Raw genomic sequence first — 24,823 nt, 5'->3', positions numbered from 1 at the left:
GTCGCTGCGAGGGGGACTCGACTCCGGCACGCCTCTGCGGGCCGTTCACCCGGATCAAGGGGGAACGGTGGTGCCGCCGTCCAGCCGGGCGAACTCCGGTGTTCCGGCGGCATGCTGTCCGGGTCCCCGTGGACCTCCACGCATAACAGCCACGCACCGCCCGATCGGCGCAATTCTCCGGACTCTGTCGTTGCCCTGTAGACGCGTCTTGCTAGTGGTCCTGATCGCCCTGCAGCATGCGGCGACGCTCCTGCTCGCGCTTGGAGTAGGCGGCTGCCCGGATCGCCTCGTCGGTCTCCAAGCCCGATCCGAGGGCGCCGCCCACCGTGGCGATCGAAGCGACGAACCAGGACAGCGTCCAGTACGCCGTGGCGTCCAGCGGGTTTCGAGTGAAGGAGGTGAACACCCTGTCGTTGAGGATGAACAACGCCCACACGAAGTTGATGACCAGCAGGCCCACGTAGCAGATGACCACCCCGATGCCCACCGTCACGACGGTCGAGATGTTGTAGAGGGCTGCCTGCTTCCTCGCCTCCGGGGACTCCTCCGCCGTTCGGTGCCACAGGTGCGCGTCCACGATCAGCCAGCCGATCATGAGCGCGAGAGAGCCGACCGTGGCGATCACGAGGCGTGGCGTGCTCAGAGACGTGGCGAGACTCCAGACGGTGGAGTTCACCGTAGCGATGGCTCCCGTGGCGAGTGCGGCTGCCAGGGCCTTCGACAGGCCCGGCACCAAGCGCCACGGCCGGTTGGCGCGAACCATGCCGACCAGAACCCTGAGGTATCCGCGCGGCCCACTGGTGACGTACCTCAGGTCGACGGATTCCTCCTCATCGACCGGGTCTGATCGGACAGGCGCGTGACGGCCGACGGAGGGCCCCAGCGACAGCCGGCTCGATCCGTCTTCCTCACCCTCCCTGGCGCACGCATCCGCCAAGCTGAGTACGGCTTCCTCCACGGCTCGCCGGGCCCTCTTCTGCAGCCGCAGGCCCCCCAGCGAGGGAAGGGACAGCAGCGCCAGTCCGTCTTCGTGACTCAGATCGACCACGAGCTTGCGCCCATGCGAGTGCAGCGGGAGATCGGTGAGGCCCACGACGATGTCCCAGTTCTCCGCACGCCCCCGGTCCCTCATCCGGCGCATCAAGGTGGGCGGGTCCTCCGTCGCCGAGGTGAACGGCTCACTGACCACCTCGACGTCGAACCGTCTCCCCCGGCCCGACTTCTCGGCGAGCCGATCAGGAAGTCTCCGCGCCACACGCCGAGCGATCTCCGTCGGCGCATCCGGATCCGCCAGGAGTACCACCCGCATGACTGGACCCTTCTTGTCGGTCGCCCGCGACCACAGGTGACCTCAGAATGCCTCCGCGCATGCGTCGGCGCACTCCGGCCCGCACCGTATGCCCCGCCGGCCCACATCGCACGTGATCACGACTGTCGGACACCAGTGCTAGAACTCATGCATGACGTACAGATTCACGGCACGGGTTGCTTGCGGGCTCGACGACCCTGACGAAGACGACTGCATGATGGCGGGCCTGGCCGAGTCGGACGACGCGGAAGCGTTCTCCCTATTGTTCATGTGCGACTTCGGCGAGCCCGACGCACAGGAAGTGTCCCTGGGCATGGACACCCATTGCCTTGTCACACCCGGCCAGGGCACCGCCTACGGCTGCGTCCGCGAAGTCGAGCTGAGCGGCGATGTGCTGCGGGTGAGCCTGGATCCTGCCTCGTTGACCGCCCTCGGGTTGACCGACCCCGTCGTCGAGGCGGTGCTTCGCGCGCCTGCGGCGGACCTGGCACGCATGCGTGACGTGCTGCCGCGCATCCTGGAGTACGGACGCCCAGTTGCCCGCCCCGGCCTGATCGGGCTGTCCCGCAGCAATGGTCCCGAGGCTTTGACCTCGAAGGAGCAGGCAACAGCCATGGACGCAGAGCTTGCGCACGACCTGGCCCCCTCCGGGGTGTTGCGGGTCTCCATCAACCTGGGCAATCCGGTCCTTGCTCAGGGCACCCCCGACGAGCCCTCCGGGGTCGCCGTCGAGCTTGCCCGTGAGGTGGCCGCGCGTCTGGCTCTGCCGGTGGAGTTCATCTGCTTCGATGCGGCCCGGAAGTCGTACGCCGCGATGACCGAGGGCCACGCCGACCTGTGTTTCCTGGCAGTGGACCCGGACCGTGAGAAGGAGGTCGCGTTCAGCACGCCGTACGTGCACATCGAAGGGGTGTACGCGGCACCGGTGGACTCGGCGTTCGTCTCTGCACATGACGTGGACCGGGCCGGGGTGCGCATCGGCGTCAAGAAGGGGTCCGCGTACGACCTCTACCTGAGCCGCACCCTGCGTCATGCCACCGTGGTGCGCGGCGACGAGGGGATCGACGTCTTCCGCGCCGAGGGCCTGGACGTGGCGGCCGGCATCCGCCAGCCGCTGACCGCGCATGTTTCCCAGAGGCCGGAACTGCGGCTGCTGGAGCCCGCGTTCATGACGATCCGGCAGGCCATGGGTACCACGAGGGAGCGGCGTCCGGAGACCACTCAGTTCCTCAGCGGCCTCGTGACCGAGCTGGTGACGTCCGGATTCGTCGCCAGGGCACTGCGCCGCTCCGGCCAGGACCCGACGCTGACTGCCCCCATCGCGGTGTGACACGGGCCTGGACGTCGACAGCACCTCTGTGGCCCCTACGTGCCCGAGGGAGCGGAACGGAGCGGGGAACAAGGGTCGTGGGACTCCATGGAGAAGCGCAAGGACGGGCGGTCGGACCGGTCGCCGTCGGTTGAGCAGGCGCCTCGGCGGCCGTGATCGCGGGTCTCGAAGCCGTCCGCGTTGACGGTCGCAGCTTCCGTCCGACCGAGGCTTGGCGGGCGGCGGCAAGCTGCGGATGTGGCTCGCGGGGGCGGGGCGTAACGTGGGCCGTGCATCTGGACCGCGCCTGCTGGCGTGCAGATCCCGCGTACCCCCTACCGATTCCTCCGTGGCTGTGGCTGGGGTGCGCCCGGACGAGCGGAGAGTCACCGATGGGTACAGTCACCACCGACGACGGCACCACGATCTTCTACAAGGACTGGGGTCCGCGGGAGGGGGAGCCGATCGTCTTCCACCACGGGTGGCCGCTGAGCGCCGACGACTGGGACAACCAGATGTTGTTCTTCCTGGCGCAGGGCTACCGGGTCATCGCCCATGACCGGCGGGGCCACGGACGCTCCACCCAGACCGCGACCGGCCACGACATGGACACCTACGCCGCGGACGTGACCGCCCTGACCGACGCGCTCGACCTGCGGGGCGCCGTGCACATCGGCCACTCCACCGGCGGCGGCGAGGTCACCCGCTACGTGGCCCGCGCCAAGCCCGGCCGCGTCTCGAAGGCGGTCCTGGTGGGCGCCGTTCCTCCGCTGATGCTGAAGACGGAGGCCAACCCGGGCGGCCTGCCGAGGGAGGTCTTCGACGGCTTCCGTGCGGGTGTCGCCGAGAATCGGGCTCAGTCGTTCATCGACATTCCCTCGGGGCCGTTCTACGGCTTCAACCGTCCCGGAGCCGAGGTGTCGCAGGGCCTGATCGACAACTGGTGGCGCCAGGGCATGATGGGCGCCGCGAACGCGCACTACGAGTGCATCGCGGCGTTCTCCGAGACCGACTTCACCGAGGACCTGCGGCAGATCGAGGTGCCCGTGCTCGTCGCGCACGGAACCGACGACCAGGTCGTCCCGTACGACGACTCGGCGCCTCTGACGGTCAAGCTCCTGAAGAACGGGACCCTCAAGTCCTACGAGGGCTATCCGCACGGGATGCTGTCGACGCACCCGGAGGTCCTCAACCCGGACATCCTCGCGTTCATCCGTTCCTGACCCCGGTGGTCCGGCTGGACGCCGGCGATCACGACGGATGTAGCCTCGACGGCGACCAGTTGTCTCTCGGCTTGGGGGAAACACCGATGACCAAGGGCCCGTTCGTCGCCATGGCCGCCGCTACCGCCACGTTGGGGACCGCGCTCGGCGCTCTGACGCTTCAGTTGCGCGCGGACGGCTACGAGCAGTACGTCGAGTCGGTGGGCACCTTCAGTGTCCTGATGTTCGTCACGGCGATCCTGACCACGGTCACGTGGGTTCGCGACGGCCGGACGAACGCGAACTGACCTGCCGGCCGTGCCGCGGGAGTGGGCACGGCGGAGCATCCGGGAGGCCCTTCCGTCCGAGCGGCGGGAGGGTCTTCGTGCGTCGTGCGGGAGGTGGCCCGGGACCCGCCCCGAGCGGTGGTCGGCTCCGACGGCGCGGTGAGCGGCGCCGGGCGGGGTGCGTCGGCCGTGTGAGGGCTCGGCGTCGGCGTGCCCGGGCGGCTGCCCGAAGCGATACTGGGAGCAGCCGCGGGACGACGCGCGCCGGGCGCCGGAGCGACCCCCCGCGGCAGGCCACCGTGGTGGCGACGTCGCCGCCGTCGGAAGGGGGTCGCGATGCACCGCTGGATCGCCCGCTCCGGCACCGTTCTGTCCAGCACCGTCCTGTTCGGCACCGGCGGCCCGGGGCCGCGGGGGTGAGGGGCGTGGTCACGACCGGTGGGGCCTCACCGGAGCCCGTCGGCGCCGGGACCGACCCGTTGGGGGATCCGTACCTGCGTACACGGTTCGCCGCGCCGTCGCGGCCTGCCACCTTCCTGCGGCGGCCGAGGCTCGTCGCGCATCTGGACCAGGCGTTGCGTACGCCGCTGACGCTGGTCAACGGTTCGGCCGGGGCCGGCAAGACGCTCCTGACGGCGGACTGGGCGTCGGGGCTGCGGCTGCCGGTCGCCTGGCTGACCGTCGAAGCCGGGGATCTCCGGCCCGGGGTCTTCTGGGCCTACGTCTTCGAGTCGCTGCGCAGGTGCGGGGCGCGGGCGGACGTCGGCGCCGGGAGGCCCGCGGACTCGGGCGGCGTGGGACGCGGGCTGCTGTCCTCGCTCGCCGCCGAGCTGAACGCCCGTGACCGTCCCGTGGTGCTCGTGCTGGACGAGTACGACCGGATGACGGCGCCCGAGGTGGCGGAGCAGGTGGAGTTCGTCCTGCACCACGCCGGGCAGGGGCTGCGCCTGGTCCTCGTCACCCGGACCGAGCCGCTGCTCCCGCTGCACCGGTACCGGACCGCGGACCAGCTGACGGAGATCCGCGGGGCCGAGCTGTCCTTCACCCCGGAGGAGGCGGAGGCGCTGCTGCGCCTGCACGGGCTGCGCCTCTCCCCGCCGGCCGCGTCCGCCCTGGTGGAGCGCACCCGGGGCTGGGCCGCAGGGCTGCGGCTGTCCGCCCTGGCGGCGCGGGAGAGCAGCGACCCGGAGCAGTACCTGAAGGAGTTCGAGGCGGACCACAGCACGGTCGCGGACTTCCTGCTGGCGGAGGTCCTGAGGGGGAGGCCGGAGGAGGAACAGGACCTGCTGCTGCGGGTCAGCGTCCTGGACCGTTTCTGCCCGGCCCTGGCCGACGCCCTGACGCTGCGGACCGATGCCGAACGGCTCCTGGCGGGGCTGTACCGGGAGAACGCGTTCATCGAGCGGCTGGGGCACTCCTGGTACCGGCTGCACCCGCTCTTCCGGGAGATACTCCGGGCCCACCTGCGCGCACGCATGCCCGGGGTGGAACCGGAGCTGCACCTGCGGGCCGCCCGGTGGCTTCGCCGTTCCGGCTTCCTCGCGGAGACGCTGACCCACGGCGTCGCGGGCGGCGACTTCGACCTGGCCGCCGGCGCGCTCGTCGACGACCTCGCCATCGGCCAGCTCTTCACGGGCCTGCGCTCGGACGCCCTGGCCCAGCTCTTCGCCGGAATGGGGCCCGAAGCCGCGAGCCCGGCCAGTGACCTCGTACGGGCGGCCGGGGCGCTGACCCGACGGGACCTCGATCGCGGTCTGGACCGGCTGCGGCGGGCCCGGGACCAGCTGTCCGACGCCGAGGAGTCCGGCTTCCCGGGGCCGGCGGCGGCCCGGCTCAGCTGCGCGCTGCTGGAGGCGCTCGCCGCCCGGCTCACCGGGTGCCCTCCGAAGGCCGAGCGGGCCGCCGTGGCGGCCGAGGAACTCCGCCGGGACCTGCCGGACCGGCTGCTGGACGAGCATCCGGAGCTGACCGCCCTGCTGCTGACACACGTGGGGTCCGCCCGCCTGTGGGAAGGACGCTTCGAGGACGCGCGTGCCGCGCTGACCCGGGTGACCGACGCCCGGGGCGGCTCCGCGACCGTCCTGCCCCGCGCGGAGTCGATGGGGCACCTGGCGCTGATCGACTACCTGAGCGGCTGGCTCGGCCGGGCGGAGCGCAGGGCTCTGGCCTCCGTGTCCGAGGCGGAGCGGGCGGGCCTGCCGCGGCCGCCCGGTGCGGGTCTGGGCCGGCTGGTCCTGGCCGCGGTGGCGGTGGACCGTCAGGAGCTGGACCGGGCGCGGGCCCTGCTCGACGAGACGGCCGGACTGCCGGCGCGGGAGCACGACCCCGTGCCGACGGCGGGGCGAGCGCTGGTCCTCTCCCGCCTCCTCCTCGACGCCGGTGAACCGCACGCCGCCGCCGAGGCCGTGGAGCCGGTCCTGTCCGCGGCCGTGGCGTCCCCCTGGGCGGAGAGCCACGCGGCCGTCGTCCGCTCCGCCGCCTGCCTCGCCGACGGACGGCCGGACGAAGCCGTAGGGCTGCTCCGGGGGGTACGCCGCGACCAGCCCGCGTGCGCCGTGGAGGCGGCGGCGATCCAGGTCGCCGCGGGGAGTCCCGGTGCGGCGGCCGAGGTACTCGGTGCCGTCCGGGCCCAGGGACGCGCCGGCCCCGCGGTGAGCGTGGGGGCGGCGCTCGCCCGGGCCCGGGCGGCTCAGGGGTCGGGGGACGCGGTCACCGCCCGCGCACTCGTGGCACGCGCTCTTCTCGACGCCCGGCGTGAGCGGCTGCGGCGCCCCTTCCTCCAGGCCGGGGACTGGATCGAACCGCTGCTGGCCACGGCCTCGCTGCGCGACCTCGCGGACGGCTGGCTGCTGCCCGGCCGGCCGCGGGGGCGGGGCGAGCCGCCGCCGCCCGGGTCCGATCAGGCGCCCCTGGTGCCGGTGGAGCTGAGCGGACGGGAGCGCGACGTCCTGCGGCGGCTGGCGCGCATGATGACCACCGAGGAGATCGCCGCCGATCTGTACGTGTCCGTGAACACGGTCAAGACCCACCTCAAGAGCGCGTACCGGAAGCTGGCGGTGAACCGGCGCGGCGACGCGGTGCGCCGTGCGCGCGAGCTCGGTCAGCTGTGAGGGGGCGCCGCCGGGACGGGTGAGGGCCCCTCGGCCACGGCGAGTGCGTCAGGGCACTGCGGCACGGCCTCCCCCGCGGGGGGTGAGGCGCGCGGCGCCGCCCTCGGCTGCGATGGGAGAACGCGGGGCGGAGCGTGGCGCCGGGAGCGACGCGGGGCGGGGCGCGGCGGCCGCTTCGTGGACGGCCCGGTTCCGGCGGGCGTGGATCCGGCCTCGGAAGGAGAGCGTGGTGTCCAGGGACACGGGCAGGGCCGTGCGGGCAGCGGACCGGCGGGAGCGCCGCGCCGACCACCGGGCCCACGCGGACTACACGGGTGGCGTCTACGGCTCCATGCTCGCGGCCTCCGTCGTCGTCGGGGCCGGCTCCCTGGGCTCCTTCCCCCGTGCCGAGCTGGTCCTGTTGCTCTTGCTCACCAGCCTGGTGTTCTGGCTCGCCCATGTGCACGCGGAGCTGTTCGGAGCGCGCCTCGCCCGGCATCCGCCGGACCGCGGGGTGATCCGGCGGGTGTGCCGCGACGAGTGGCCGATCGTCAAGGCCGCGGTGCCGCCGGCCGCGGCCGTCGCCGTGAGCCCCCTGCTGAGTCTGAACGTCCAGGGCGCCCTGTGGCTGGCGCTGTCCGTCGCCGTCGCCGGGCAGGTGGGCTGGTCCGTCGCCGCGGCACACCGCGCGGGGGCCTCACGGTCGCTCGTGCTCACCACCGCTTCGGTCAACGCACTGCTCGGTCTGCTGATCGTCGTCGTCAAGATCGCGGTGACGCACTGAGACTCCGGTGCTGCCGTGGGAGTCACCTGTACCGGGTGAGGGCGCCCGAGGGTGACCGGGCGCAGGATCGTCACGGGGGCACCGTCCGCCGCGGACTCCCGGGCGGTGTCCCGAGCCCGTCCAGGGGAAGGACCGCTCGTGCGCTACGAGATCCGCGTCGAGGGACACCTGTCGGAAACGCTGGCCAACGCGTTCCCGGAGCTGGAGCACGTCGTCATGTCCGGTCAGACCGTCCTGTTCGGCACCGTGATCGACGACGCCCAGCTCTACGGGCTGCTCACCCGCTGCCAGTCGCTGGGCCTGCGGGTCATGGAGATGCGGCAGCTCCCGGAGTGACATCGCCGGACGGGACGGCACCGGCGGACGGGACGGCACCCGTGGACGGACGGCAGGGAACGGACGGCGTCGTCCCGACGGCGCCCGGCTGAACGGCTTCGGGCGGCCGTCAGGACCGGGCGGCCGTCGGGGCCGGGTGACGTCAGGGCCGGGCGGCCGTGATCCGGCCGGAGCGGCAGGCCGCCCTCAGGGCCTCGTAGTCGCGTTCGTTCTGGTCGGCGTACGACTGGGCGAACTCGGCGAGTGCCCGGTCGAAGCGGTCGCCGCCCCCCAGGTACGCGGCCAGCGCGACGGGGTCGCCCGAGCGGGCGTGGGCCCTCGCCAGGCAGACCCCGCACAGCCGCCCGAAGAGGGACAGCAGGTTCGGCCCCATGGTCTCCGGCCGTGCGATGCCCTTCCAGTCCCACAGCTGGCGCACGTAGAAGTCCCGGCCCTTGCCGTCTAGGCCGGTGACGTGGGTCCAGCCCAGGAAGATGTCGCTGGTCGTCTGGATGAGGCGCTGGCCCGTCACGACCCTGCGGCCCTGGTTGTCGTGGCGTTCACCGCCCGTGTGGGGGGCCAGCACCGATTCCGAGGCCTCCTTGGCCTGGAGCAGCAGGGGGTCGTCGTCGTCCCTGCCGAGCAGGAGCAGCACCCAGCAGCGGGTGCCGACACTGCCGACGCCGACCACCTTCCGGGCCATGTCCACGAGCCGGTAGTGGCGCAGCAGGTGCCGTCGCTCGGGCGGCAGGGTCCGCGCGTAGCCGCTCACCAGGGAGCGCAGTTCCTCCTCCCGGCCCGCCTCGGACGGTTCGGCCAGCAGGTCGGCGAGCGGGGTGATCAGCGGCGGGTCCGGTGTGATGCGCCGGCCCTCGGCTGTGACGCGGGTGAGTTTCGCAAACGCCTTCAGATGCGTGCGGGTGCGGGCCTTCGCGGCCGCGTCCCTGAGCCGGCGCTCCGCCTCCCCCTCGGTCTCCGTCGCCAGCAGCCGCCGTACGTGTTCGGCGTCGTCCTGGGCGTACCAGATGTCCAGCGTCGGCAGGCCGGCGAACTCCCGCATGCGCGACCGGTAGGCCCGTGCGCAGGCCCGTACGGTGCGGTTCTGCTCCTTGGGGGAGAAGCCGTTCGCCCGGGCCGCGATGACGAAGCCGGCCACCAGCCGCTTGACGTCCCACTCGAAGGGGCCGGGCGAGGTCTCGTCGAAGTCGTTGATGTCGAAGACCAGGCGGCGCTCCGGTGAGGCGAGGAGCCTGAAGTTCAGCGGGTGGGCGTCCCCGCACAGCTGCGCCCGGAGTCCGCTGTCGGGCAGCCGGGCCAGGTCCGCCGCCATGATCGCCGCGGCGCCGCGGTAGAAGCGGAAGGGCGATTCCAGCATGCGGCCGTAGCGGATAGGCACCAGCGCCGGGACGCGCTCGGCGGACTGGCGCTCCAGGAGGTCGACCGGGTCGGCGCGCCGTTGCCCCGTCTCGTACCGGCCGTGGCACGAACGGGGTGCCCGTTCGCGGGCCTTCCTGCCGTACGCGGCCCGCTCCGCGGGCGGCAGGGAGGCGGTGAAGGCGCTGGGTACGGTCATGGTCCGGCCTCCGGTTCCTGTACGGGACCGGTACCGGCGCCCGGCGCGCCCGTCCGTTCCCGGCGCTTGCGGTCCAGTCCGGTCTGCACGGCGCTCGCCAGCACGCGGGCGGCGACACCGACGATCAGCAGCCCTCCCGCCATCTGCGCCATGGTGAGCACCCGCCCCGTCTCGGAGCGGGCCGTGATGTCGCCGAAGCCGACGGTGCTGAACGTGGTCAGGGTGAAGTACAGCGCGTCCGTCCTGTTCAGCGGCTCGCTGAAGGAGCCGGGCGCGGAGCGGTCCAGCAGGTAGTAGGAGCCGGCGAAGAGGACGAGGAAGAGCACCAGCGTCGCGGCCAGGCCCTCGACGGCTCTCAGCCGTGGGTGAGGGGAGCGCGCGATGGCGCGCACCTCCCAGCAGAACACGAGAAGGACCGCGAGCAGGCCGCACACCAGCAGCACCGCCGTGCCGGCCGTGAGCCGCTCGTCCAGGGGCAGCAGGTAGTAGGCGGTGACGAGTCCGACGGCGACGAACACCGCACGCGCGACGGCTACCGCCGTGACGCCTCGGCGGGAACGGATCCGGCCGCGTGCGGGCGGTCCTGAGGGGGGCCGGCTCCTGTCTCCTGAGGTCGCTTCGCTCATCTCACGCCACTTCGTCTCGTCCGGGGCCGGTGGGCGGATCGTTCCCGGAACCCACCTCACCGTCCCGACGGCGGGCCGGGATCACCCGTGAGGGGTGACCCGGGCCTCGTCGGCGTGGTCCGGCCGGTGCCCTCCCGTCCCGGCGGGACGCCGGCCGCCGCGGACCGGCGGCCCGCTTCACGCTGGGGGCGCGTCCCCAATGACACCGACGGTCCGGCACCCGGCCGGGACGGCCCGCGGCGGCTCAATCACCCGTGCCGGGTGATGCCCGCACGGTGCGCTCGTGACCACCGTGGATCCGGTACGGAACGACGGCCGCCGGGCCACCGTGGGTTCCGTACGGAACGACGGCCGCCGGGCCGTCCGGAACGGAGGACGGACATGAGCGCACAGACCTACCTGGCGTACGACTACCCGCTGCTGGGGGCGTTCTGGACGATGCTGATGATCTTCCTGTGGATCATGTGGCTCGTCCTGCTCTTCCGCGTCATCACCGACATCTTCCGGGACGACGGACTGAGTGGCGGGGCGAAGGCCGGCTGGCTCGTCTTCTGCATCCTGCTGCCCTTCCTGGGCGTGTTCGTCTACGTGGTCGCCCGCGGCAGGAACATGGGGCACCGGGAGACGACCCGGGCCCGGGCCCATCAGGAGGAGTTCGACGCCTACATCAGGAAGACCGCGGCCGGCGGGACCAGCAGCGTCGACGAGCTGGCCCGGCTCTCCGACATCCGGGACCGGGGTGCCATCACGGACGAGGAGTTCCGCAGGGCGAAGGAACTGGTCCTGTCCGGTCACGGCCCGGCAGAGCGGTCGGGCGCGCCGGGCACCGGCGCCTCCGCCCGCTGAACCGTCCGCATCCCACGAAACGAGGTCCGAGATGACCGCGACACACATGCACCACCCGGCGCACACCGCGAGGCAGGAATGGGCGACGGGTCTGACCGCCTTCGCGGCGGTGATGCTCTTCCTCGCCGGGCTGCTCAGCCTCTTCCGGGGCATCATGGCCATCGCCGAGGACGACGTCTTCGTCACCACCCCCAACTACGTGTTCCAGTTCGACCTCACCGGGTGGGGGTGGATCCATCTCGCGCTGGGCGTGCTCGCCATGGTCGTCAGCGCCGGGCTGCTCAGGACGGCGATGTGGGCACGCGTCACCGGGGTCGCCATCGCCGGGCTGGTGATCATCGCCAACTTCCTGTCGCTGCCGTACTACCCGGTGTGGTCCGTCGTCATGATCACCATCTCGGGCTTCATCATCTGGGCCCTGTGCGTGGTGCAGCGCGGCGGTCGTCCGGGGGGCGGCGTCACTGGCGGCTGAGGGCCCGGGAGGCTCCTGCGGTGACCGTGGTGGCCAGGACCCAGCCGGCAGCGATCAGGGCGTAGGACAGCCACTGTCCTGCGCCCCGGGGGGCGAAGGCGGGTTCCTGGCCGAAGGTGACGAGGGGGACGAGGAGGTCGAGGGTGTAGAAGACGGCGTTGAAGGGCGGGGCCTTGCCGGGGTCGAGGGGGGCGGGGGTGTGCAGGGCGAAGTAGAGGGCGCCGCAGGCCAGCAGGGCCAGGAGCCACAGGCCGGCGCGCAGGGGGCGGTAGCCGTAGCCGACGGAGACGTCCTGGACGTGGCCCCACAGGCGGGTGGGCGCGGGGAGACCGGCACGGCGGTGGCGTTGTTTGGCCAGCAGGACCGTACGGGCCTCGTCCTCGTGGCCCATCCGCCGGTAGGCCGCCGCCAGTTGCTCGTAGGGCTGGGGGTGGTAGCCGCCGGGTGAGCGGCGGATCCAAGGGACGCGCTCGGTGGCCGGCAGGGGCGAGGCCAGCGTGTCGTACGTCGTGTCGGTCAGGCGGAGGTCGGCGGGCCAGGTGTCCCGGGCGTCGTGCAGCGTGCCGAGGTGGGCCTTGCGGACGTCCACCGCTCCGACGACCGGGCCTCGGGTGCGCAGGTCCGTGTCCCGGGCCCGGGTGGCCCGCAGGGACAGGGCGGTGCCGCCCGGGTGGGCCAGTTCGGCGTCGCGGAAGCTGAGTTCCGTGCCGACGTGCGTGCCGTCGAGCTTCACCCCGCCGTCGACGGTGAGTCCGAGGCCCAGGTCGAAGTTGCGGGCGACCGTGACGTCCACCGCTTCCAGGGCGAGGTCGCCGGGATGGCTCAGCCGGGCCCCGCAGAATCCGACGGCGGCCCCGACCGTGACGCCGGAGAGGATGATCCGGCCCTCGGCGCTGAAGCGCGGGTGGCAGGTGAAGTCCTCGGCGACCCGGACGTGGTAGGCGTCCAGGGCGTGGCGGCCGGGGGCGCGGAGCGAGGCGCCCTCCAGGTCGAACTCGCCGTCGATGGCCGCGCCGGACAGCCGGAAGGTCCCCTCTACGGCCAGGTCGGTGCACAGTGCGTTACCTCCCACCTGGGCGTGGATGGCCGTGATGGCCTCGCCGTCGGGGTGGCTGACCGCGGTGCCGCACAGGTTCAGATCTCCCTGGATCACGGTCCGGGTGAGGACCAGGGGGCCCGTCATGCGGCAGCGGGAGACGACCAGTCCGCCGTCGATCTGCGCCGTGTCGGCCACCAGGCCGGGCAGGGCGCAGTCCCTCAGTATCAGCTCGCGGGTGCGGGCGCCCCGCAGCAGCGGTGCCTCGTCGAAGCGGCAGTCGGTCAGGCGGACCGGTGCGACGACGTCGGTGAAGGCGAGGTCCAGGCGGCCGGTGATGCGGGCGCCGGTCAGCCGCAGTGCGGGGTGGTCACCGGGGGCGTGCTCGGCATGCGCGCCCAGGAGCAGCGCCGTGATGACGTCGGCCCGGACCACCGGGTCCGGGGGCGCCGGGACGTCCCGGGTGTCACGGGTGTCGACGGGGCCGCCCTGCGGGTAGGCGTCCCACAACCGGCGTTCGTGGACGTTGAGTTCGTTGAGGCGCACGGGTGGTGATCTTCCTCGGGTGTCCGTGCGCCGGGCAAGCCCCGGGTCTCCTTGCTTTCCCGTGCGCGCCACTTCCGTCACGCTCCCGCCCGCCCGTGCCGCTTCCGTCACGCTCCCGCCCGCGCGCCCACCCGCACGTGCTCGCCGGGCGCGCACCGCAGCAGGCGGGCGGCGTGGCCGCGGCGGGCGGCCGCGGTGAGGAAGTCGTCCAGCGGGGAGCGGAAGACCGTGTAGTCGTCGTAGTGGACGGGCAGGGCCCGGCGGGGGCGCAGCAGGTCGAGCAGGTCGGCGCCCTGCTCGGCGTCCATGGTGACCACGAGTGCGCCGGGCAGGGTGGTGCCGCCGAGGTGCAGGACCGCCAGGTGGATGTTCGGGTACCGCTCGGCGATCTCGCGCAGGCCCTCGTACATCAGGGTGTCGCCGGAGAGGTAGAGGACGAGCCGGGTCTCGCCCGTACGGTCGCCGAACTCCAGCAGGCTGCCCATCACGGGCGGCAGCAGGAACCGGGCGGGGCCGGGGGCGTGGCGGCCGGGGAGCGAGGTGACGCGGACGGTGGAGTCGCCGTGGCGCAGGGTGTGGGACTGCCAGGTGTGCAGGCCGGTGGCGCGGCGGAAGCCGTACAGGCCCTTCAGCAGGCGGGAGCCGTGCGGGGTGGTGACGAACGGCAGGCCCCGGTCCAGGCCGCGGCGGGCCACCCGGTCGAAGTGGTCGCCGTGCAGGTGGGAGAGGACCACGGCGTCCAGGTCCTGGTGCGGCAGTTCCGTCACGTCGAGGGCCGGTTCGGTGACCCGGCGCGCGACCAGACCGTAGCCCAGGTGGGCCCGCTGGCCGCGGTGGAGGAAGTTGGGGTCCGTGAGGAGGGTGAGGTCGCCGTAGCGGATCAGCAGGGTGGCGTTGCCGATGAACTGGAGGTCGGCGGTGCCTTCGGGCGGCTTCCCCTCCGCCCTCGGATTCCGCTTCTCCGGCTCGGGTGGTGTGGGTGAGTGGTGCGGCACGGTCGGCTCCCTTCCGTCGCTCGCGGCTCCCCCGGTACTGCCCCGAGTGCTCGCGGGGCCCGGGATCACACTCCCGGCCGGGGACGGCCCGGCTCGGGTCACGCCCCGGTCAGGACCGGCCGGGCCCGGGATCCCGCCCCGGTCAGGACCGGGGCGGGCCACGGGACGCTCCCGGTCAGGCCCGGCGGCGTGTCCCCCGGGTCAGGCGGACCGCCGACGCCAGGAAGAAGACCCCGCCCAGGAAGGCGTAGCCCGCGAGGCTCCCCAGTGACGGGTCACCGGCGCCCGCCTGCGTGACGAACGAGATCCCGGCCAGCGTCGAGACGGCGCCGCTGACGATCATCGGCCACTGACCGCCGAGCCTGCGGCGGACGGCACCCGTGACGAGCTGGACGATGCCCGCGGTGACGGCCCAGGCGCCCCAGACGCGCAGGACGGCGGGGATGCCCGAGGTCGCGGCGAGGGCGAGGGCCAGGACCGTCAGGGAGCTGATCGCGATGTTGGCGTACAGGGGGACGGCCGGGCCGCCGCTCGCCCGCACGGACCGTACGTCGACCACCGCGGCCCCGACGTCGAACAGCGGGTAGACCAGCAGCAGCGTCGTGCTGAGCGGGCCCAGCGTGTCGGCGGTGGCGAAGAGCAGGGCGGCCCATACGGCGGCGAACGCGAAGCGGACGAAGTACAGCTTGCGGAGGGTGACCGGGGCGCCGGCGGGCGCTGCGGCGCCGGCGGCGGCAACCGAAGGCACAGAGGACGCAGAGGACGCAGAAGGCACGGAAGGCACAGAGGGCACGGGAGGGCCTTTCGGGAGAGGTGGGGCGCCGAACCGGTGAGGTAGAACGTTCGGTCTCATCTCGTAGTCAAGAGCCGGCCACCCTCCTTGTCAAGACCGAACGTTCTCCCTCACTCCCTTGGTACGCTGACCGCATGAGTCCGAGCGCGGAAAACCGCACCACCTCCGAAGCGCGAGCCCGGCTGCTCGGCACCGCCACCGAGATCTTCTACGCGGAGGGCATCCACTCCGTCGGCATCGACCGGATCACCGCACAGGCGCAGGTCACCCGGGCCACGCTGTACCGGCACTTCGCGGGCAAGGAAGACCTCATCCTCGCCTACCTCGACCAGGCCGACCGGGGCATCCGGGGGCAGGTGGCGGCGGCCGCGGGCAGTACGCCCTCGGCCGTGGGGCGGGTCCGGGCCGTGGCGCGGTCCATCGTGGACGGGATCCGGTCCCCCGGTTTCCGCGGCTGTGCCTTCCTGAACGCCGTGGCCGAGTACCCGGACCCGGACCACTCCGTCCACCGGGCCGTACTGGCCCACCGGCAGTGGTTCCTGGACACCGTCACGGAGTTGCTGACCCGGGCCGGGGAGACCGGCACGCCCGCCGAGGCCGCCGGGCGGCACTTCGTGATGCTCCGGGACGGTGCGATGGCGGCCGGGTGCCTCTTCGACCCCGAGCTGGTCTCCGAGACCTTCCTGCACGGCGTGGATGGGGTGCTGCGAGACGTCGTGGGGCGGGCGCCGGAGGAGGACTGAGAGGGGCTCCCGGAAAAAACTTCCGGCCGGCGCCCGTCTCCGTGTCGAGAACGCGCGTCCGGCTCCGTCCCAGGGGTGAAGGCGGCCACAATGGGCCGCACCAGCACCGAGGAGACGACCACCATGGCCAAGTACCTGCTGCTCAAGCACTACCGAGGCGCCCCGGAACCGGTCAACTGCGCGCCGATGGACCAGTGGACGCCGGAGGAGATCTCGGCCCACATCCAGTACATGCGGGACTTCTCGGAGCGGCTCGAGAAGACCGGGGAGTTCGTCGACGGGCAGGCTCTCGCGCCCGAGGGGACGTGGGTCCGCTACGACGGCGAGGGGAAGCCGCCGGTCACCGACGGGCCGTTCGCCGAGACCAAGGACCTCATCGCCGGCTGGATGGTGATCGACGTCGACAGCTACGAGCGTGCCGTGGAGCTGGCCGGGGAGCTGTCCGCCGCCCCGGGCGCGGGCGGCAGGCCGATCCACGAGTGGCTGGAGCTGCGTCCGTTCATGGTCGAGCCCCCGACCGTCACGGAGTGACCCGACCATGGACGAGGCCCTGATCAGGAGCCTCACGCCCGGCGTGCTGACCGTCCTCGTCCGCCGCGGAGCCGACTTCGCGGCGGCCGAGGACGCGGTGCAGGACGCGCTGGTCGAGGCGGTCCGCGGGTGGCCGGACGACCCGCCGCGGGACCCGAAGGGGTGGCTGGTCGCCGTGGCCTGGCGGCGGTTCCTCGACGCGACCCGCGCCGACACCGCCCGGCGGCGCCGCGAGGACCGCGTCGAGGAGGAACCGGCGCCCGGACCCGCGCCGGACGTGGACGACACCCTCCAGCTGTACTTCCTGTGCGCGCATCCCTCGCTGACGCCGTCCTCGGCCGTGGCGCTCACCCTGCGCGCCGTCGGCGGGCTGACCACCCGGCAGATCGCGCAGGCGTACCTGGTGCCCGAGGCGACCATGGCGCAGCGGATCAGCCGGGCCAAGCGCACCGTCTCCGGCGTCCGGTTCGACCGGCCCGGTGACGTCGCCACCGTGCTGCGCGTGCTCTACCTGGTCTTCAACGAGGGGTACTCCGGCGACGTCGACCTCGCCGCCGAGGCCATCCGGCTCACCCGGCAGCTCGCCGCCTCGGTCGACCACCCGGAGGTGGCGGGGCTGCTGGCGCTGATGCTGCTCCACCACGCGCGGCGCGCCGCGCGGACCGCGCCCGACGGCTCCCTGGTGCCGCTCGCCGAGCAGGACCGCGGACGGTGGGACACCGCGTCGATCGCCGAGGGGGTGCGGATCCTCCAGGCGGCCCTCGCCCGGGACCGGCTGGGCGAGTTCCAGGCGCAGGCCGCGATCGCCGCGCTGCACGCGGACGCGCCCACCGCCGGGGAGACCGACTGGGTGCAGATCGTGGAGTGGTACGACGAGCTCGCGCGGCTGACCGACAACCCGGTGGTGCGGCTCAACCGTGCGGTCGCCGTCGGGGAGGCCGACGGGCCGCGCGCCGGGCTGGCGGCGCTCGCGGCGCTGGACGACGCGCTGCCCCGGTACACGGCGGTGGCGGCGTACCTGCACGAGCGCGACGGCGACCTGGACACGGCGGCGCGGCTGTACGCCGAGGCGGCCCACAAGGCGTCCGGGCTCGCCGAGCGCGACCACCTGACGCGTCAGGCCGCCCGGCTCAACTCCCGTCACCGGCGGGGCCGCTGACCGGGCCGGGGGGATCCTCGGAGCGCGAAGCGGCGCCGCCCGGCGCCGCGTCCACGCCCGCCACCCGGCCGCCCGGGTGCCGCAGCGCGCAGAAGTAGCCGACGGCGAGGGCGACGGCCATGCCGTAGAAGACGTACTGGTTGGCCTCGGCGAAGTCGAGGCGGACGGCGGACATCGCGTCCCGCATGGCGCTCTGGGCCGGGCCGTCGCCCGTCGGGGCGCGGGTGTCCGCGTTGCCGGTGATCGCCTCCGTGACGTCCCGGGCCATGGAGTGCCGGGCGTCCGGCGGTACCCCGCGGGTGCTCAGGGTCTCCTCGACCCGGTCGGTCATGGAGTGCGTCAGCAGGGTGCCGAAGACGGCCAGGCCGACGCTGGCGGCGTAGTTGCGGACGGTCTGGGTGATGCCGGTGACCTCGCCGTACGAGGAGTCGATCGAACGGTTGACGGCGTCCGTCGACGCGGGGGCGAGGACGAAGCCGATGCCCGCGCCGGCGAGGGCGGCGTAGGGCCACTGGTCGTGCATGGACAGGTCGGTCAGCTTGCCCGCCCACAGGGCGAAGCCGACGGCGCCCAGGGCGCAGCCGATCCGCATCGCCGGGCGGGCGCCGCGCTTGTCGAGGATGCGGCCGCCCCACTGGGAGGCGAGGGCGAACCCCGCGAAGAAGTACAGCAGGTACAGGGCGGCCTGGTTGGGCGAGGCGCTCAGCGAGACCTGGGCGTAGACCGAGGCGAAGAAGAACAGCGGGACGAACGCCAGCATGGCGAAGAAGAGGACCAGCGCGTCAACGGTGAAGGCGCGGTCGCGGAAGACGGCGAGGTTGACCAGGGGGTGGCGGGTGCGCAGTTCGTAGCGGCAGAACGCGTAGAGGATCGCGAGGCCGCCCGCGATGCAGACCCAGGTCGCCGCGTTGTCCCAGCCCCAGGCCGCCGACTGCTGGAAGCCGAGCACGCTCAGACCCATGCCGGCGACGATCAGCAGGGCGCCCTTCACGTCCAGTGACTCCTCGCGCCGCCGGTCGGGGATGCCGGCCAGCGCGGTCAGGACCAGTGCGGCGACGGCCACGGGGACGTTGACCCAGAAGATCGCCCGCCAGGTCCAGGACGTGAGCCAGCCGCCGAGCAGCGGCCCCACGGCGGTCAGGGCGCCGGTGAGGCCGAAGAAGAGGGCGAGCGCGCGGCCCCGGCGCTCGACGGGGAACACGGCGACGACCACGGCGAGCGCGGCCGGGAAGAGCAGCGCGGCGCCCAGGCCCTGGACGGCGCGGAAGACGATGAGCCAGGTCAGCGCGTAGTCGCCGGAGGGCACGCAGCCGCACAGGACCGAGGAGAGGACGAAGACCAGGGTGCCGACGACGACCACGCGGCGCGGTCCCCACAGGTCCGCGAGGCGACCGCCCAGGGCGAAGAAGGCGGCCAGGGAGAGCAGGTAGGCGTTGACCACCCACTGCATGCCCGAGGCCGACAGGCCGAGTTCGGAGACGATGTCGGGGGCGGCGATCGAGACGATGGTCTGGTCGATGAACGTCATCGCCACCGCGAACATCATGGCGGCGAGGGCCAGGGGCTGGGAGGGGACGCGGCGACCGGCACCGGGCGCGGTCTCGTCCCGCTCGGTGCGGGTTCCGCTCACCAGGTCAGTCTGCGCTCGCCCGGGCGCCCCCGCATCCGCACACCGGGGTCGTGCCGGCGACCCGTACGGCACCCGTGGGCGCGGCGCCCGTGCGCCGCGGGCAAAAAGCGTTGGCGGGCGGAACCGGCTCGCCCTAGCGTGGCGTCGGTGAACGCGTTCAGCGAGAAGCACGGCACCGGATCCGTAAGGGAGTTCACGGTGAGCGACGCGGACGCCGGTCCGTACGCGCTCGCCGAGGGACCCGACGGCGCCCTGTGGTTCACCCTCGTCCACCGGGGTGCGGTCGCCCGCCGGGACCCGGGCGACGGGCGGGTGACCGTGCACCCGGTCGGCGAGGGCCCGACCGTGATCGCGCCGGGGCCGGACGGCGCCCTGTGGTTCACCGAGTACCGGACCCACCGCATCGGCCGGATCACGCCCGGGGGCGACTACGCGTCCTTCGCCCCGCTCACCCCCGAGGGTGGTCCGTTCGGGATCACCGCGGGACCGGACGGTGCCGTGTGGTTCACGCTCTCCGCGGCCGATCGCGTCGGGCGCATCACCATGGACGGCGAGGTCACCGAGTACCCGGCGCCCGGCGCCTTCCCGTCCGCCCTCACGACCGGGCCGGACGGCGCCCTGTGGTGCACGCTCAACCAGGGCAACGCCGTCGGACGCCTGACCACCGACGGCCACGGCACCGCGTATCCGCTGCCGACGCCGGCCGCCGCGCCGGTGGGCATCGCCGCGGGCCCGGACGGCGCCCTGTGGTTCACCGAGATCGGGGCCGGGCGGATCGGGCGGATCACCGTCGGCGGCGACATCACCGAGTTCCCGCTGTCCGACCCGGCGGCCAGGCCGCACGCGGTGACGGCGGGGCCGGACGGCGCGCTGTGGTTCACCGAGTGGGGCAGCGGCCGGGTGGGCCGGATCACCGTCGACGGCGACGTCACCGCGTACGCGCTCTCCCGCGCCGACAGCGAACCGCACGGCATCGCCGTGCACGACGGCGCCCTGTGGTGCGCGCTGGAGACCGGCTCCCTGGCCAGGATCGAGGTCCGGTCCTGACCGGCTCCCTGGCCAGGATCGAGGTCCGGTCCTGACCGGTGCCCGGCCCGGTACCGGGCGGCCGGCGACCCGCGCGTCCGGTCCGGTACGGTCCGGTACGGTCCGGGGCGCCGCGCCCTCCGGCCGTGCGCCCCGTCACGTCACGCGGACCGCACCGCCGCCCGCGTCGGCAGCAGACCGCCGTCGGCCGCGTCCCGCCGGCTCACCACCGTCAGCGTCAGCGTGACCGTGAGCGAGGCGAGCGCCATCACGGTCATGGCCGTCGCGGGTGAGGTGAACTGGGCCACCGTGCCCGCCAGGGTCGCCGCGACGCCCTGCATGGTGAGCATCCCCGAGGAATGCAGACCCAGGGCGTGCCCGGACAGGTCGTCCGGGGTCAGGGCGATCAGGCGCTCCTGCTGCACCAGGGTCGCCCCGAAACCCACCGACGCCACGGCCACCAGTACCGCCGTCAGCGGCAGCGGCGGGTGCAGGACGAGGACCAGGTACGGCGTGGCCAGCAGCACCAGGAGCGGCACCCCGAGACGCGGGCGGACCCCGGCCGGGAGCAGCCGGCCGACCGTCACGTCCCCGGCGAGCATGCCGAGCGCGGCGCAGGCGAACAGCGTGCCCGCGGCGCGGGGGTCGTAGGAGACGTACAGCGACTCGCAGCCCACGACGAGGCCGTTGGGGAGCCACAGCGCCAGGTACAGGTGGCGGCGCGGGCGGGAGGAGAACAGCAGGGCGTTGGCCCGCCAGGTGGCCCGTACGGAGGGGCGGCCGGCGGTGCGCGGCGGGCGGCGGCTCAGCCGGAGGGCGACGCAGGCGGCCGTGACGTACAGACCTGCGGCGAGCAGCAGGCACAGCCGCGGTGACAGCAGGGCCACGAGGACCCCGCCGACCGCGTAGCCGGCGATCTGGAGGAGGCCGTGCATCATGTTGAAGAGGGAACGCCCCGTCAGGTAGCCGTCCCTGGTCAGGATCTCGGTCAGCAGTCCCCAGCGGACCCCGCCGCCGACGGAGGCGATCAGGCCCTTCACCAGGACGACGGCGAGCATCCCCCACACCGGCAGGCCGGGCAGCGCGAGAGCCGCGGTGGTGAGGGTGAAGCCCAGCGGGAGTCCCACCAGCGTCGCCCGCGGGGGCAGCCGGTCGGCGGCGGACAGGAAGAACGTGGCACCCACCACCTGGGCGAGCGCCGGGCCGAACATGCTGACCGCGGACAGCAGGGGCGAGTTCGTCGCCCGGAAGACCAGGGTGCCGAGGGCGAGGCCGCTCACCGTCTGGGCGGCGACGCCGGCGGCGGTGGAGAGGAGGAGCGGGGTGAACTCCCGGGTGCGGAAGAGGTTCGCGTAGCTTCTGCGGCTCGTGTCGGGCATGTCCGGAGTGTGGGACGGGCGGGAGACCGGCCGTTAATGTTTCGCAGGGACGCGAAAGGTGAGGGCCGAAGGGGGCAGCCGCATGGGCTGGTGGGAGGTCAACGCCGACACGCTCGCCCGCAGCCGTTTCGTCGTCTCGCCGCTCGACGAGACGCTGGCCTGCCTGAAGCTGCTGCACTCCGGGGCGGCCGGGCACCCCGGCGAACGGGCGTGGCTCGACACCCACCGTCCCGCCCACCTGCGCCGCATGGCGGCCGACCCGGTGGCCGCGCTGCTGGTCGGCGCGGGACTCGGCCGCGGGTGGAACGCCGACTTCCTGACCCCGGCCCCGGCCGAGGGCCTCACCTTCGAGGAGGGCGTCGAGCGGATCCGGTCGGCCCGGCCCGACCGGGCCCGCGCCGACCTCGCCGTCTCCTGCGGGGGCCCGCTCCCGGCCGTACTGGACCGCGACGACCTTCCCGAGCGGGCCGCCGCGCTCGTCGAGGAGGTCTGGGCGCGGGCGGTACGGCCGGACTGGGAGCGGCGCCGCCGGGTCCTGGAGGCGGACGTCGTCGCACGGACCGCCCAGGTGAGCCGGGGCGGCTGGGCGACGGTGCTCGACGCGCTGCGGCCCGGCACCCGCTGGCTGGGCGGCAACCGGCTCCAGATCAACCTCAACCCGTACCCGCCGCGCGAGCTGGCCGGCGCCGAGCTGATCCTCGTCCCGGTCACCGCGCAGCGGCAGGGCTGGGTCGCGTGGCAGGAGCCGGAGCGGTACGCGGTGGTCTACCCGTGCGCGGGCGCCCTCGCGGACGACGGGGCCCGGCGGGTGCCCGCCGCCCTCGGCACGCTGCTCGGACCGGCCCGCGCGGCCGTGCTGACGCTGCTGGCCACCCCCATGAGCACCAGCCAGCTGGTCGGCGTGACCGGGCAGGGCCTCGGCTCGGTCGGCCGGCACCTGCGGGTACTCCTCGACGCGGGCCTGGTGGAGCGGCGCCGTGCGGGCCGCTCGGTGCTGTACTCGCGGACGGCGGCCGGGGAGGTGCTGACGGAGGCGGGGAGCCGGGCAGGCACCGCGCCGGACTAGCATCCGGTGCATGACGAGCTCACCGAACACGCGGAACGACGACAGCCTTCCCCTCGACGTCGAGATCGGCGCCCTCCAGGGCGGGGCCGCGGACCTCTCCCAGTACGCGGGCCGGGTCGTGCTGGTGGTGAACGTGGCCTCCAAGTGCGGGCTCACCCCGCAGTACTCCGGCCTGGAGCGGCTTCAGGAGCGGTACGCCGAGCAGGGGTTCACCGTGCTGGGCGTGCCCTGCAACCAGTTCATGGGCCAGGAGCCGGGCAGCGCCGACGAGATCGCCGAGTTCTGCTCGGCGACGTACGGCGTCACCTTCCCGATGACCGAGAAGGCCGAGGTCAACGGGGAGGGCCGGCATCCGCTGTACGACCGGCTGACCGGCTTCGCGGACGCCGAGGGCCACAGCGGGGACATCCGCTGGAACTTCGAGAAGTTCCTGATCGGGCGGGACGGGAAGGTCGCCGCCCGGTTCTCCCCGCAGACCGAGCCGGAGTCGGCGGAGGTCGTGGCGGCGGTGGAGGCGCACCTCGCCGGTTGACCTTGCCCCTGGCCCGTATGCGGCGCGGCCTTCCCGGTGAGGTGGGGCCGGGTCGGGCGGGTTGGGGCGACGGGGCCCTCTCGGCGAGGTCGGCGAACTGGTCGAGAGGGCTCCGTCGGCGGTACGGGCGGGTGCCGCGTGGCGGCGTTACTCCTTGACCGAGGTCACGAAGGCGTTCCACGCGTCGGCGGGGAAGGCGAGGACCGGGCCGGCGGTCACCTTGGAGTCGCGGACGGCGAGCGCCGCCACGAGCGGTGACCTGACCTCGACGCACGCGCCGTTTCCTCCGGAGTAGGAGGACTTGGTCCACGAATCCTGGGCGCCCTGAACAATTGCCATGTCTGCTCCGATGGCGAGTCGCGAGTGTGGTTCACGCCAATGACGTTTGATCTTTGGCGTGATCGACGCTACTCGCTGGCCTTCCCGCACGGAGCAGCCGTTCACTCGACCGGGTGGCATATTCCAGGTGAGTCTTCCAGTACCCCGTGGCGGGGATGTACTATCCCGCCTCCCCCGGCCTTGAGGGCCTGAACGGCCCAGCAGCTCAGCGACTCAGCGGCTCAGCGGGCGTATTCCTTCGCCACGTCCTCGATGAGCTGCCGCGACTGTTCCACGTTGAGGGCCTGCGCCCGCAGGTGCTCGTACATCACCGTGTACTTCTGCACGTCCGGTGCCTTCTCCAGGTACAGGTCACTGGTCACGCCCTCGATGTACACCACGCTGGAGTCGGCGGTGTCGGCGAACTCCAGGATGGAGTACTGGCCGTTGATGCCGGGGTGCGCCCCGACGTCGAACGGCAGCACCTGCACCGTGATGTGCGGCAGCTGCGACATCTCGGCGACGTGCTCCAGCTGCTCCCGCATCACCTGCCTGCCGCCCACCACGCGGCGCAGGCTCGCCTCGTCGAGGACCACCCACAGCCGCAGCGGGTTGTGCTCGGCGGAGATGCGCTCCTGCCGCCGTATGCGGACCTGCACCCGCTTCTCCACGTCGGCGACCGACGTCTCGGGCAACGCGCCCTGGATGAGGGCCTCGGCGTAGGGCCGGGTCTGCAACAGGCCGGTGATGATCTGGGGTTCGTAGGTGCGCAGCGACTCGGCGTCGGTCTCCAGGCCGATGTAGACGCTGTACGGGATGTCCCCGAAGGCGTGCCACCAGCCCTGCTGGCGCGAGTCCTTCGCCATCTGCATCAGCGAGTCGACGACCCGCTGGTCCTCGACCTCGTACACCCCGCACAGGTCGCGGACGTCCCGCTGACTGATGCTGCGCCGCCCGTTCTCCAGACGGCTGATCTTCGACTGGGAGACCAGCAGGCGCTCGGCGACCTCCTCGGCCGTCATGCCCTTCTGCTCCCGGAGCCGGCGCAGCTCCTGGCCCAGCCGACGCCGCCTTACGGTGGGATTGACACTCGACGCCACGGGACGTGCACCTCCGGCTGGGTGACTCGCACTTGCCACTTTGTGTATCTGCTGCTGAGCAGACTGCCACCAAGGTGCTTTCTACCGCTGGGAAACGGTCGATATGCGCCGCGTACACGCCAGTTCGGAACACCACCCCCACATGCGGCCGCGCGGG

The 24,823-nt window shown here is 73.1% G+C and carries 24 protein-coding genes and 1 pseudogene; 15 read left to right on the top strand and 10 right to left on the bottom strand.

What is annotated here, in order from left to right; translation table 11 throughout:
* Window positions 1-211: 211 nt before the first annotated feature.
* Window positions 212-1,309: a hypothetical protein gene (locus tag ACIBCJ_RS22000; RefSeq protein WP_362097547.1), complete on the bottom strand. Its 1,098-nt coding sequence runs from the start codon at window positions 1,307-1,309 to the stop codon at window positions 212-214.
* A gap of 151 nt (window positions 1,310-1,460) precedes the next feature.
* Here ACIBCJ_RS22000 and ACIBCJ_RS21995 point away from each other — a divergent pair.
* The 7 genes and pseudogenes from ACIBCJ_RS21995 to ACIBCJ_RS21965 all read left to right on the top strand — a co-directional run.
* Window positions 1,461-1,856, top strand: a pseudogene (locus tag ACIBCJ_RS21995) (Imm10 family immunity protein); the annotation flags it as partial.
* A 66-nt stretch (window positions 1,857-1,922) separates the two neighbouring features.
* Window positions 1,923-2,639: a transporter substrate-binding domain-containing protein gene (locus tag ACIBCJ_RS21990; RefSeq protein ID WP_399283072.1), complete on the top strand. Its 717-nt coding sequence runs from the start codon at window positions 1,923-1,925 to the stop codon at window positions 2,637-2,639.
* A gap of 371 nt (window positions 2,640-3,010) precedes the next feature.
* Window positions 3,011-3,841, top strand: a complete 831-nt coding sequence (locus ACIBCJ_RS21985; RefSeq protein WP_362097544.1) for an alpha/beta hydrolase — start codon at window positions 3,011-3,013, stop codon at window positions 3,839-3,841.
* A gap of 5 nt (window positions 3,842-3,846) precedes the next feature.
* A complete protein-coding gene (locus ACIBCJ_RS21980) occupies window positions 3,847-4,128 on the top strand; it encodes an SCO3870 family protein (RefSeq protein WP_365980711.1) in 282 nt (93 codons plus the stop codon).
* 404 nt (window positions 4,129-4,532) lie between these two features.
* The gene (locus tag ACIBCJ_RS21975) at window positions 4,533-7,217 is read left to right on the top strand and encodes a LuxR C-terminal-related transcriptional regulator (RefSeq protein ID WP_365980712.1); all 2,685 of its coding nucleotides are present in this window, start codon (window positions 4,533-4,535) and stop codon (window positions 7,215-7,217) included.
* A 229-nt stretch (window positions 7,218-7,446) separates the two neighbouring features.
* The gene (locus ACIBCJ_RS21970; RefSeq protein ID WP_393530466.1) at window positions 7,447-7,980 is read left to right on the top strand and encodes a hypothetical protein; all 534 of its coding nucleotides are present in this window, start codon (window positions 7,447-7,449) and stop codon (window positions 7,978-7,980) included.
* A gap of 138 nt (window positions 7,981-8,118) precedes the next feature.
* Window positions 8,119-8,316: a hypothetical protein gene (locus tag ACIBCJ_RS21965; protein WP_133889026.1), complete on the top strand. Its 198-nt coding sequence runs from the start codon at window positions 8,119-8,121 to the stop codon at window positions 8,314-8,316.
* A 142-nt stretch (window positions 8,317-8,458) separates the two neighbouring features.
* Here ACIBCJ_RS21965 and ACIBCJ_RS21960 read toward each other — a convergent pair whose 3' ends face one another.
* On the bottom strand, window positions 8,459-9,868 hold the full coding sequence (locus ACIBCJ_RS21960) for a DUF2252 domain-containing protein (protein ID WP_365980713.1): 1,410 nt from the start codon (window positions 9,866-9,868) through the stop codon (window positions 8,459-8,461).
* On the bottom strand, window positions 9,865-10,494 hold the full coding sequence (locus ACIBCJ_RS21955) for a potassium channel family protein (protein WP_365980714.1): 630 nt from the start codon (window positions 10,492-10,494) through the stop codon (window positions 9,865-9,867). Before ACIBCJ_RS21955 ends, ACIBCJ_RS21960 begins: the two co-directional genes overlap by 4 nt.
* 381 nt (window positions 10,495-10,875) lie before the next feature.
* Between ACIBCJ_RS21955 and ACIBCJ_RS21950 the strand changes: the two genes are divergently transcribed.
* Window positions 10,876-11,340: an SHOCT domain-containing protein gene (locus tag ACIBCJ_RS21950; RefSeq protein ID WP_362097526.1), complete on the top strand. Its 465-nt coding sequence runs from the start codon at window positions 10,876-10,878 to the stop codon at window positions 11,338-11,340.
* Window positions 11,341-11,371: 31 nt separating this feature from the next.
* Window positions 11,372-11,812: a hypothetical protein gene (locus ACIBCJ_RS21945; protein ID WP_362097523.1), complete on the top strand. Its 441-nt coding sequence runs from the start codon at window positions 11,372-11,374 to the stop codon at window positions 11,810-11,812.
* Here the strand turns inward: ACIBCJ_RS21945 and ACIBCJ_RS21940 are convergent.
* The 3 genes from ACIBCJ_RS21940 to ACIBCJ_RS21930 all read right to left on the bottom strand — a co-directional run bounded on the left by ACIBCJ_RS21940 (window position 11,799) and on the right by ACIBCJ_RS21930 (window position 15,137).
* Window positions 11,799-13,394, bottom strand: coding sequence for an oxidoreductase (locus tag ACIBCJ_RS21940; RefSeq protein WP_365980715.1), 1,596 nt, complete (start codon window positions 13,392-13,394; stop codon window positions 11,799-11,801). The two genes, ACIBCJ_RS21945 and ACIBCJ_RS21940, sit on opposite strands and share 14 nt — an antisense overlap.
* Window positions 13,395-13,501: 107 nt before the next feature.
* Window positions 13,502-14,389 carry an MBL fold metallo-hydrolase gene (locus tag ACIBCJ_RS21935; protein WP_399282998.1) on the bottom strand — a complete coding sequence of 296 codons (888 nt, stop codon included), beginning with the start codon at window positions 14,387-14,389 and terminating at the stop codon, window positions 13,502-13,504.
* A gap of 175 nt (window positions 14,390-14,564) precedes the next feature.
* Window positions 14,565-15,137 carry a hypothetical protein gene (locus ACIBCJ_RS21930; RefSeq protein ID WP_362097518.1) on the bottom strand — a complete coding sequence of 191 codons (573 nt, stop codon included), beginning with the start codon at window positions 15,135-15,137 and terminating at the stop codon, window positions 14,565-14,567.
* Window positions 15,138-15,316: 179 nt separating this feature from the next.
* On the opposite strand from ACIBCJ_RS21930, the gene ACIBCJ_RS21925 reads away from it, so the two are divergent.
* From ACIBCJ_RS21925 to ACIBCJ_RS21915, 3 genes are all read left to right on the top strand, one after another.
* Window positions 15,317-15,925, top strand: coding sequence for a TetR/AcrR family transcriptional regulator (locus ACIBCJ_RS21925; protein WP_365980716.1), 609 nt, complete (start codon window positions 15,317-15,319; stop codon window positions 15,923-15,925).
* A gap of 123 nt (window positions 15,926-16,048) precedes the next feature.
* The gene (locus ACIBCJ_RS21920) at window positions 16,049-16,456 is read left to right on the top strand and encodes a YciI family protein (RefSeq protein WP_362098000.1); all 408 of its coding nucleotides are present in this window, start codon (window positions 16,049-16,051) and stop codon (window positions 16,454-16,456) included.
* A 7-nt stretch (window positions 16,457-16,463) separates the two neighbouring features.
* Window positions 16,464-17,615, top strand: coding sequence for a DUF6596 domain-containing protein (locus ACIBCJ_RS21915; RefSeq protein ID WP_362097512.1), 1,152 nt, complete (start codon window positions 16,464-16,466; stop codon window positions 17,613-17,615).
* Here ACIBCJ_RS21915 and ACIBCJ_RS21910 read toward each other — a convergent pair.
* A complete protein-coding gene (locus ACIBCJ_RS21910; RefSeq protein ID WP_365980848.1) occupies window positions 17,587-19,161 on the bottom strand; it encodes an MFS transporter in 1,575 nt (524 codons plus the stop codon). The two genes, ACIBCJ_RS21915 and ACIBCJ_RS21910, sit on opposite strands and share 29 nt — an antisense overlap.
* Before the next feature lie 231 nt (window positions 19,162-19,392).
* Here ACIBCJ_RS21910 and ACIBCJ_RS21905 point away from each other — a divergent pair, with 231 nt between their 5' ends.
* Entirely contained in the window at window positions 19,393-20,292 is a 900-nt protein-coding gene (locus ACIBCJ_RS21905; protein ID WP_365980717.1) for a virginiamycin B lyase, read from the top strand.
* A 140-nt stretch (window positions 20,293-20,432) separates the two neighbouring features.
* On the opposite strand, the gene ACIBCJ_RS21900 is transcribed toward ACIBCJ_RS21905, so the two are convergent.
* Window positions 20,433-21,650, bottom strand: coding sequence for an MFS transporter (locus ACIBCJ_RS21900; RefSeq protein WP_365980718.1), 1,218 nt, complete (start codon window positions 21,648-21,650; stop codon window positions 20,433-20,435).
* 82 nt (window positions 21,651-21,732) lie between these two features.
* On the opposite strand from ACIBCJ_RS21900, the gene ACIBCJ_RS21895 reads away from it, so the two are divergent.
* Both ACIBCJ_RS21895 and ACIBCJ_RS21890 read left to right on the top strand, forming a co-directional pair.
* On the top strand, window positions 21,733-22,716 hold the full coding sequence (locus tag ACIBCJ_RS21895) for a winged helix-turn-helix domain-containing protein (RefSeq protein WP_365980849.1): 984 nt from the start codon (window positions 21,733-21,735) through the stop codon (window positions 22,714-22,716).
* A gap of 10 nt (window positions 22,717-22,726) precedes the next feature.
* Window positions 22,727-23,248 (top strand): glutathione peroxidase, encoded by a 522-nt coding sequence (locus tag ACIBCJ_RS21890; RefSeq protein ID WP_133889014.1) that lies wholly within the window; start codon window positions 22,727-22,729, stop codon window positions 23,246-23,248.
* 147 nt (window positions 23,249-23,395) lie between these two features.
* Here the strand turns inward: ACIBCJ_RS21890 and ACIBCJ_RS21885 are convergent, their stop codons facing one another.
* Complete coding sequence (locus tag ACIBCJ_RS21885) at window positions 23,396-23,587, bottom strand: DUF397 domain-containing protein (RefSeq protein ID WP_133889013.1); 192 nt, start codon at window positions 23,585-23,587, stop codon at window positions 23,396-23,398.
* Between the two features lie 221 nt (window positions 23,588-23,808).
* Entirely contained in the window at window positions 23,809-24,666 is an 858-nt protein-coding gene (locus ACIBCJ_RS21880) for a helix-turn-helix transcriptional regulator (RefSeq protein WP_362097501.1), read from the bottom strand.
* Between the last annotated feature and the right edge of the window lie 157 nt (window positions 24,667-24,823).

The organism is Streptomyces sp. NPDC051136 (assembly GCF_044455745.1).
GTDB lineage: Bacteria > Actinomycetota > Actinomycetes > Streptomycetales > Streptomycetaceae > Streptomyces.
Note: the sequence above shows the minus strand (reverse complement) of the source record. Positions and strands in the feature narration are given on the sequence as shown.

Coding starts and splice junctions, on each gene's coding strand:
- ACIBCJ_RS22000 (WP_362097547.1), bottom strand. CDS start 1,309: ATGCGGGTGGTACTCCTGGCGGATCCGGATGCGCCGACGGAGATCGCT.
- ACIBCJ_RS21950 (WP_362097526.1), top strand. CDS start 10,876: ATGAGCGCACAGACCTACCTGGCGTACGACTACCCGCTGCTGGGGGCG.
- ACIBCJ_RS21985 (WP_362097544.1), top strand. CDS start 3,011: ATGGGTACAGTCACCACCGACGACGGCACCACGATCTTCTACAAGGAC.
- ACIBCJ_RS21885 (WP_133889013.1), bottom strand. CDS start 23,587: ATGGCAATTGTTCAGGGCGCCCAGGATTCGTGGACCAAGTCCTCCTAC.
- ACIBCJ_RS21910 (WP_365980848.1), bottom strand. CDS start 19,161: ATGATGTTCGCGGTGGCGATGACGTTCATCGACCAGACCATCGTCTCG.
- ACIBCJ_RS21915 (WP_362097512.1), top strand. CDS start 16,464: ATGGACGAGGCCCTGATCAGGAGCCTCACGCCCGGCGTGCTGACCGTC.
- ACIBCJ_RS21925 (WP_365980716.1), top strand. CDS start 15,317: ATGAGTCCGAGCGCGGAAAACCGCACCACCTCCGAAGCGCGAGCCCGG.
- ACIBCJ_RS21945 (WP_362097523.1), top strand. CDS start 11,372: ATGACCGCGACACACATGCACCACCCGGCGCACACCGCGAGGCAGGAA.
- ACIBCJ_RS21920 (WP_362098000.1), top strand. CDS start 16,049: ATGGCCAAGTACCTGCTGCTCAAGCACTACCGAGGCGCCCCGGAACCG.
- ACIBCJ_RS21895 (WP_365980849.1), top strand. CDS start 21,733: ATGGGCTGGTGGGAGGTCAACGCCGACACGCTCGCCCGCAGCCGTTTC.
- ACIBCJ_RS21960 (WP_365980713.1), bottom strand. CDS start 9,868: ATGACCGTACCCAGCGCCTTCACCGCCTCCCTGCCGCCCGCGGAGCGG.
- ACIBCJ_RS21900 (WP_365980718.1), bottom strand. CDS start 21,650: ATGCCCGACACGAGCCGCAGAAGCTACGCGAACCTCTTCCGCACCCGG.
- ACIBCJ_RS21990 (WP_399283072.1), top strand. CDS start 1,923: ATGGACGCAGAGCTTGCGCACGACCTGGCCCCCTCCGGGGTGTTGCGG.
- ACIBCJ_RS21890 (WP_133889014.1), top strand. CDS start 22,727: ATGACGAGCTCACCGAACACGCGGAACGACGACAGCCTTCCCCTCGAC.
- ACIBCJ_RS21955 (WP_365980714.1), bottom strand. CDS start 10,494: ATGAGCGAAGCGACCTCAGGAGACAGGAGCCGGCCCCCCTCAGGACCG.